6 protein-coding genes and 1 pseudogene are annotated in these 7201 nt (G+C 41.1%); 4 read left to right on the top strand and 3 right to left on the bottom strand.

The genetic code is table 11. The features are described 5' to 3' along the window. A pseudogene (locus ACTHJT_RS02240) lies at positions 1 to 465 on the top strand (hypothetical protein); the annotation flags it as partial. Between the two features lie 74 nt (positions 466 to 539). Here the strand turns inward: ACTHJT_RS02240 and ACTHJT_RS02235 are convergent. Then, a complete protein-coding gene (locus ACTHJT_RS02235; RefSeq protein WP_440236083.1) occupies positions 540 to 938 on the bottom strand; it encodes a hypothetical protein in 399 nt (132 codons plus the stop codon). 216 nt (positions 939 to 1154) lie between these two features. Between ACTHJT_RS02235 and ACTHJT_RS02230 the strand changes: the two genes are divergently transcribed. Both ACTHJT_RS02230 and asnB read left to right on the top strand, forming a co-directional pair. Further along, entirely contained in the window at positions 1155 to 1922 is a 768-nt protein-coding gene (locus tag ACTHJT_RS02230; protein ID WP_440236081.1) for a hypothetical protein, read from the top strand. Positions 1923 to 1996: 74 nt separating this feature from the next. Continuing rightward, positions 1997 to 3850, top strand: a complete 1854-nt coding sequence (gene asnB, locus ACTHJT_RS02225; protein WP_440236079.1) for an asparagine synthase (glutamine-hydrolyzing) — start codon at positions 1997 to 1999, stop codon at positions 3848 to 3850. Between the two features lie 322 nt (positions 3851 to 4172). Here the strand turns inward: asnB and ACTHJT_RS02220 are convergent, their stop codons facing one another. Further along, positions 4173 to 5447, bottom strand: a complete 1275-nt coding sequence (locus ACTHJT_RS02220; protein WP_440236077.1) for an MFS transporter — start codon at positions 5445 to 5447, stop codon at positions 4173 to 4175. Between the two features lie 157 nt (positions 5448 to 5604). Here ACTHJT_RS02220 and ACTHJT_RS02215 point away from each other — a divergent pair, with 157 nt between their 5' ends. Continuing rightward, positions 5605 to 5910, top strand: coding sequence for a DUF4286 family protein (locus tag ACTHJT_RS02215; RefSeq protein WP_440236075.1), 306 nt, complete (start codon positions 5605 to 5607; stop codon positions 5908 to 5910). A 49-nt stretch (positions 5911 to 5959) separates the two neighbouring features. Here ACTHJT_RS02215 and serS read toward each other — a convergent pair. Continuing rightward, positions 5960 to 7201: serine--tRNA ligase (gene serS, locus ACTHJT_RS02210; protein ID WP_440236073.1), on the bottom strand; the 1242-nt coding region annotated here is incomplete at its 5' end.

Below are 7201 nucleotides of genomic sequence, written 5' to 3'. Positions count from 1 at the left end.
GAAAATTTTTTACGCAGGTTTACAGACTTCCAAACCTCGGCAAATTATACGAGTGATGAAGTAACAAGAACGTACCAGTTGGGAAACACTTATAGCATTTCACCTAAAATTTATCTGGAAGATGATTGCTTTGAAGGTTCATACCTGGCGCTTTATTACAGACACCGGCTATATAACAGTGAAGTTTCTGCATATGAAGGAACACCCATCGGCACGCCGGTTCAGGAATATGCACGCATAAACAGTTTTACTTTTAACTACGGCTATGTGTTTCACCTGGGAAAAAATTTCATGCTGGATTATTACATCGGACTTGGCTTGCGTACAAGCACAGTATCTCAGTTTGAAGCAAATTATACACCTACAAATACCTATCCATATAGTACTACTACATATTCTGCTGAATATTCAAAGCAGACACTACCTACAGGGGTGATGGGCTTTAAGTTCGCTTATGCGTTTTAAGTAGATTGCATTTCAAAAAAAGAGGTCATTCCGTGATAGACGAGATGACCTCTTTTAATTAAACGAATCATTGATTAATTTTCATCATAATCCTTATTCAGCTTCAGGCGTATGTAATACATCAGTGAGTGCTCTTCAACAGAAACATACTTGTCACTTTTAGCGATCTTGTTCAGCTCCTGCACAATGAGCTCATAAATATTAAACGGTATATCGATTTTGTTTGTAAGCGCTTCGATCAGATCCATTTTTTCCTGCTCAGAGAGTTTATGGGTATACGTATTCACTTCTGCCAGTACAGCATCTTTCTGTTCTTCCGTCAGGAAAAATACATTTACCAAAGTCTTTCGCAAGCTTTCGTTCAATGTCTGCGCTTCTTCCTTGCTGATTACAAAATCAGATTCTGCCAGAAAAATATATAAGAATGATACTAAATAATTTAAATCCCAATGCTCTAAAACTTCGTTTTTCATGATCTGTTAAAATTTTCACAAAGGTAGTTGAATAAAGCGCCATTCTGAATCCGTTCTGTAAAAGATTTTAGATATTTACGGATAAAGAACAGGATAAAAATCAACCGTTTATCTGATATACCAGGACTATTTTTTACCAAGAGATTTTTTCAGAATCCCGTTTTTTTCTGCTTTGTGTTGTATCTTGCAGTATAATTGATTGCGCTATAAATACGAATGAAGGGCTTTTTAAAAAAATACCTTGGGTTTATTTATTCCAGGAAAGAAGAATCTCTTTCCGGAAACCAGCATACAGACAAACGGGAAGATAACAACAACCAACCGGAAGCAACAGCTGCAGAATTTGTTTTTCAATCGGCAGTAGAAGAAGAAGAGGGGTTTGAAGCATTTGCCCGGTATCTGTCATTACGAATCATAAGCAAAACAAATATAGAATCGTTTCCTGTAGATGAATTTTATGTGCGGGAAGATCTGGATGACACGATAACGATTCTTGTGCTGGATTATCCTGCTTCCATTGAACACGTAGTACGTGCAAACGCTATAGACTGGGGCAAGACCGAAAGCGAATTATTTGAGCGTGCATTAAAAAATTTACAGGAAACACATCACCGTGTGATCATACCGTATGAAGGTCATCCGCAGGCAGGCATGCTCACGGTTTCCGGAGATGACCCGTTTAAAACATCAACCGTGCTTTATCTGGAAGAATATCCGGCGCTGCAAGGTACACACGGCGCGCTGGTAGCATTGCCTGATAAAGATACATTCATTTGCAAAACCCTTGAAGACGACATTTCCCTTGAAGTCGGGATGCAGTTTCTGGTGCATTTTACAGATGAAACGTATCATAATTCCGAATCCAGAATTTCAAAACAGATCTATTGGTATTTTAACGGAGAGTTTACCGTTATACCGTACATTATAGGCATTGAACGCATGACATACGTACTCCCGTTTGATTTGGAAGACCGTTTATTTTAAAACCGGTTAAACATGCAGGCAAGTATTTTTATATAGTAACCGATTTTTATCAAATAAATTTTACCTTGTAGGATATGTGTGGAATTGCAGGATTTATGTCGTCGGCATGGGGACCGGAAGACTTGGTTAAAATGACCCGCCGGTTGCAGCACCGCGGGCCCGACGCCGAAGGCTTTTATAACAACCGTAAGCAAAATATTTTTCTTGGCCACCGCCGGCTGAGTATTCTCGACCTGTCTGAAGCAGCCAATCAGCCTTTTTATTCCAAAGACAAAAGGTATGTAATGGTTTTCAATGGCGAAGTATTTAACTACCGGGAAATTGCTGCCAAATACAATATCACAACAGTAACTACAAGCGATACAGAAGTTATTATAGAATTGTTTGCCCAAAAAGGCGCGAAGGCTTTTCAGGAATTCAATGGCATGTTCGCCATTGCGATCTGGGATACACTGGAAGAAAAGCTGACACTGGTGCGTGACCGCTTTGGTATCAAACCGGTTTGCTATTACGATGGTCCTGATGGTTTCGCGTTTGCTTCGGAAATCAAATCGATCATCCAGCTGCCGATCCCACGGTTGATCAATACTGAAGCGCTGGCAGACTACCTGTTTCTTGAATATATCCCCAAGCCCAACACGATCTTTCAGAATATTAAAAAACTGACCAACGGGTGTTACCTGGAAATAGGCAAGGATCTTTGCATAAAAATTAAAACCTATTACGACATCCGCGATAAGTATAATCCGTTGTCTGTAAAAGAAGAAGTTGCTATTCCGCAATTCCAGGAGATACTTTCAAATGCAGTCAAAACCCGCATGATCAGTGATGTACCGGTAGGTACGTTTTTAAGCGGCGGTGTTGACTCCTCCTTGATTACGGCAAAATTCCAGAAGAACAGCAGCCAGCCGGTTGACAGTTATACCATCGGTTTCGAAGAAAAAAAATACGACGAAAGTATATTTGCCAAACGTGTGGCAACCATCTTAAAGACCAACCATCACGAACGCAGATTCAACTCTGAAGATATTTTTTCTGAATTGAAAAATGCCGTAGAGTTTTACGACGAACCATTTGCAGTTGCTTCTGTTATGCCGAGCATGCTTGTTTCAGGCATTGCCCGGCAACACGCTGCAGTGGCCCTGTCCGGCGATGGCGGTGACGAGCTTTTCATGGGTTACAATACGTATAAATGGTACGAGCGTATGTCTACACTCAAGCGCATGGGCGGCAAACCTGCGCTGAACCTGGCAGAAAAAATGCTGGCAGTCATGGGCGGCAAACCGGCTATAAAAGCCCGCTTGTTTGATGGCTGGAAGGATCAGCACCCATACATAAACCTGTGGTCGCAGGATCAGCAGATGTTTACACAGCAGGAAGTAGGCAAGCTGTTGAATTATTCATACAAGCACCAGACAACCATATCCTATTGGGAGTCGCTGGAAAAGGCCAACATGAATGATATGCAGGAAGTTTCTTTCTTCGACATTCAATATTACCTGGCAGATGATCTCATGTATAAAATGGATATAGCCTCCATGCGCCATGGACTTGAAGTGCGTTGTCCGTTTCTGGATTACAATCTGGTTGAATATGCTGTGAACCTGCCGGTAGAACTTAAAATTAAAAACGGCACACAGAAATACATCTTAAAAAAAGCGCTGGAAAAATACCTGCCTAACGACAAAGACATTATTTACAGGACAAAGTGGGGATTTGCTGCACCTTCGGAAGAGTGGCTGAAGGAATCACACAAGTATTTGATAGACCAATACCTGGCACCAAAGCGGATTATTGAACAAGGTATTTTTTCTTCAAAAGAGATCAACAAGCTGGTAGCTTCTTTCCGTGAAGGAAATTATTACCATGGTAAAAGAATCTGGGCATTGATCATCTTCCAGTTATGGCATGATCATTATATGAATTGAAAGTATCGTTCAGAACAAAATGTTTTCGATTTACCCTGATACTATGATTTTTAAGGAACAGTATGATCGTTTCCAGGCAGGCATACTTATAAAAATGATCCCTTCGCCGCAGCGAAGGGGACATTTTTATAGTAATTGCAGGTTTAAATAAAGTACGCACAATACCGAAGGTATTGTGCGTATAAATCGGGTTCTTTTTTTGCTATACATAATTCGACTCCGCTGGGGTCGTGCTGTAAGAATACTGCTTTATTTAATATTAAAATCGTATTGAATTTATCAGGGTACGTACAAATCAATTTATTCTGAACGATACATAATATCAATAAAAATTATTTTTCTTCTCATAAACAGAACCTTTGGAACCGAACCAGATTAAAAACGCATAAGCAATAATCAGGATCGGGAAGGCTGAGATGATTGAATACTCCGTCAGCAGATTGATAAAGATAAACGGAACAACCGCACCTCCGAAAACACTCATCACTAATACAGAGCTGGCTTTCATGGAATATTTGCCCATGCCGTCTATACCCATGGTAAATACCGTTGGCCATACAATTGAATTACACAAACCTACAAATACCAGTATATACAGTGCCGGATCATAGGTTCCTTCAGCTGTAAGATAATGATCATCATTGTTAACGATCAGGTATAACACAAGCAGGAAGATCGCCAGACTGCCTGAAAATTTCATCAGCTTACGCGGGCTGGTAGCAACAAACAATAAGCCCGCACCAATGAATCTTCCCAGCAAGGCCAAGCCCCAGTAATAAGAGATCAGCTCATCACTTTTCATGGAGATATAGTATGCCAGAGATACTTCAGCTCCAACATATAAGAATAAAGTTAATGCACCATTGATTACCTGCGGGTACTGTACAATAAATTTGCGCGGTTCTGCTTCATTATTACGAATTAGCGGTTGCTGATCCTGCAGACTGATCTTCGGTAATTCTGAAAGAAGTACAATCAGCATTAACAGAAACCAGATGGAACCAAACAGGATATAAGGCACCTGAACAAATAATATTTTATGATGCATCAATTCATCCGGAGACATGGTAGAAAAGCTATCGGGCCTGATGCCTGCAATGGAAAGGAAAAGACCACCGGCCAGGATCGGAGCAAGAAACGCCCCCATGGAATTGAATGCCTGTACGAAAGACAATTTAGCGGCACCTTTACCGCGCATCCCTAATAGAGCCACATATGGATTTGAAGCAACCTGAAGAAATGTAAAGCCTGAACCAAGTACAAACAAAGCAAGAATAAGTTTATAAAAGGAATGAGAGCCGGCAGCCGGATAGAATAAAAAGCAACCCAAACTCGCCAGGCCGGAACCGATGATGATTCCTTTGCGGAAACCAACCTTATTAATAATAGCTCCTGCCGGTAAAGCAACAACAAAATACGTACTGTAAAGGGCCAGGTTAACGCTCAGCGACTCTTCATAACTGAGTTTAAATACATCCCTTAACTCATCAATCAACGCTATGTTCAATACTGTGATTAGTCCCCACATAAAGAACAGGGTTGAAAGCACCAGAAAAACTTTTGTGTAATTGATCGAATTGCTACTATTACTATACATAATGGGTATTATTTTATGTGCGTGCACAAACCTGAATCTGATTCTGTACGAATAATCGAATTTTTGGTTTGCTTTTTAATTTACAATTTTAAAAGTTTCGAATAAAATGCATTGTCAATAATTTTTTATTCTGGGCTTAAAGTATTAATTCGCAGGTATGATTTTATTCAACACAACATTCAATCTTGACCCTGTCATTGAGGAGGCCTGGCTGCTCTGGGCCAGAGATGTGTATTTCACACTGGCGCTGGATTCAGGCTATGTTCGTAAGCACCACTTAATGAAATTAAGATACGAGACGGAAAACAGCGGCAGTACCTATAGCCTGCAATTGTTTTTCGAAAAAGATTCTCACGTAGAAAAATTTCTTGAAGAGTATGAATATAAGGCAATTGAAGAACTGGCAAAACGCTTCAGTTCAAATGCTGTATATTTCCAGACAATCCTGGATGTCGTTATATAAAAAATAATACAGCAGAAGCAGCGCCCGGCTCCTTCTGCTGTGAAGAATATCAGTTGATCAGATCAAATCCGGTATACGACTGGAGTATTTTTGGAATCCGGATGCCTTCAGCAGTTTGATTATTTTCCAGAATAGATGCAACGATCCGCGGCAGTGCCAGCGCAGAGCCGTTTAATGTGTGCAGCAACTGTGTTTTACCATCGGTTTTATAACGAAGTTTTAAACGGTTTGCCTGGTAGTTTTCAAAGTTACTCACAGAACTTACTTCCAGCCAGCGTTTCTGTGCAGCAGAATATACCTCAAAGTCGAACGTTAATGCAGAAGTGAAGCTCATGTCGCCGCCGCACAAATGCAGGATGCGGTATGGAAGTTCCAGCTTTTCCAGCAGGCCTTGCACATGCTTTTTCATTTCTTCCAGGATCGCATAAGAATCCTCAGGTTTTGCAATCTGCACAAGCTCTACTTTATCGAATTGATGCAGGCGGTTCAAACCGCGCACGTCCGCACCCCATGAACCCGCTTCTCTTCTGAAACATGGCGTGTAGCCTGTATTACGGATCGGAAGATCTTCATCTTTGATGATCATGTCGCGGTACATATTCGTGATCGGTACTTCTGCTGTCGGGATCAGATAAAGCTTATCTTCATTGGCAAAATACATTTGACCGTCTTTATCCGGCAGCTGTCCGGTACCATAACCGGAAGCTTCATTCACCATGATTGGCGGCTGCACTTCTATATAACCCGCACTGGTAGCTTCATCCAGGAAGAAGTTGATTAGCGCGCGTTGTAAACGGGCACCTTTATTTTTATATACCGGAAATCCTGCACCCGTGATTTTAACACCGGTTTCAAAATCAATGATGTCGTATTTTTTTATAAGCTCCCAGTGTGGCTGCGCGTCTGCGTGCAACGTTGGAATGGTGCCGGCAGAAAAGACCGTTACGTTATCTTCGGCAGTACGGCCAACAGGTACACTGCTGTGCGGCAGGTTGGGCAGCTTCACAAGATGTGTGTTCAGCTCTTCTTCTTTAACCGTAAGTAAATCCTGCAGATCCTTGATTTTATTTCGTAAATCGGAAGATGCAAGTTTCTCTTTTTCGGCTTCATCTTTTTTACCCGATTTCATTAATTCACCTATTAATTTTGCTTTTTGATTTGCTTCAGACTGAAGAAGATCTAAGGTATGCTGAGTCTCACGTCTGGTCTGGTCGATCTGAAGAATTTCATCCACTTTTTGTTCTGCATCGGCAAAATATTTCTTTTTCAGGCCCTCCAGAACGATCGCTTT

The organism is Cytophaga sp., assembly GCF_051961495.1.
GTDB lineage: Bacteria > Bacteroidota > Bacteroidia > Cytophagales > Cytophagaceae > Cytophaga.
The sequence above is the reverse complement of the archived record's forward strand: the minus strand, read 5'-3'. Positions and strand labels throughout refer to the sequence as shown.

Bases quoted from the DNA above. Each gene is read 5' to 3' on its own strand.
- ACTHJT_RS02235 (WP_440236083.1), bottom strand. From the start codon at position 938: ATGAAAAACGAAGTTTTAGAGCATTGGGATTTAAATTATTTAGTATCA.
- ACTHJT_RS02230 (WP_440236081.1), top strand. From the start codon at position 1,155: ATGAAGGGCTTTTTAAAAAAATACCTTGGGTTTATTTATTCCAGGAAA.
- asnB (WP_440236079.1), top strand. From the start codon at position 1,997: ATGTGTGGAATTGCAGGATTTATGTCGTCGGCATGGGGACCGGAAGAC.
- ACTHJT_RS02220 (WP_440236077.1), bottom strand. From the start codon at position 5,447: ATGTATAGTAATAGTAGCAATTCGATCAATTACACAAAAGTTTTTCTG.
- ACTHJT_RS02215 (WP_440236075.1), top strand. From the start codon at position 5,605: ATGATTTTATTCAACACAACATTCAATCTTGACCCTGTCATTGAGGAG.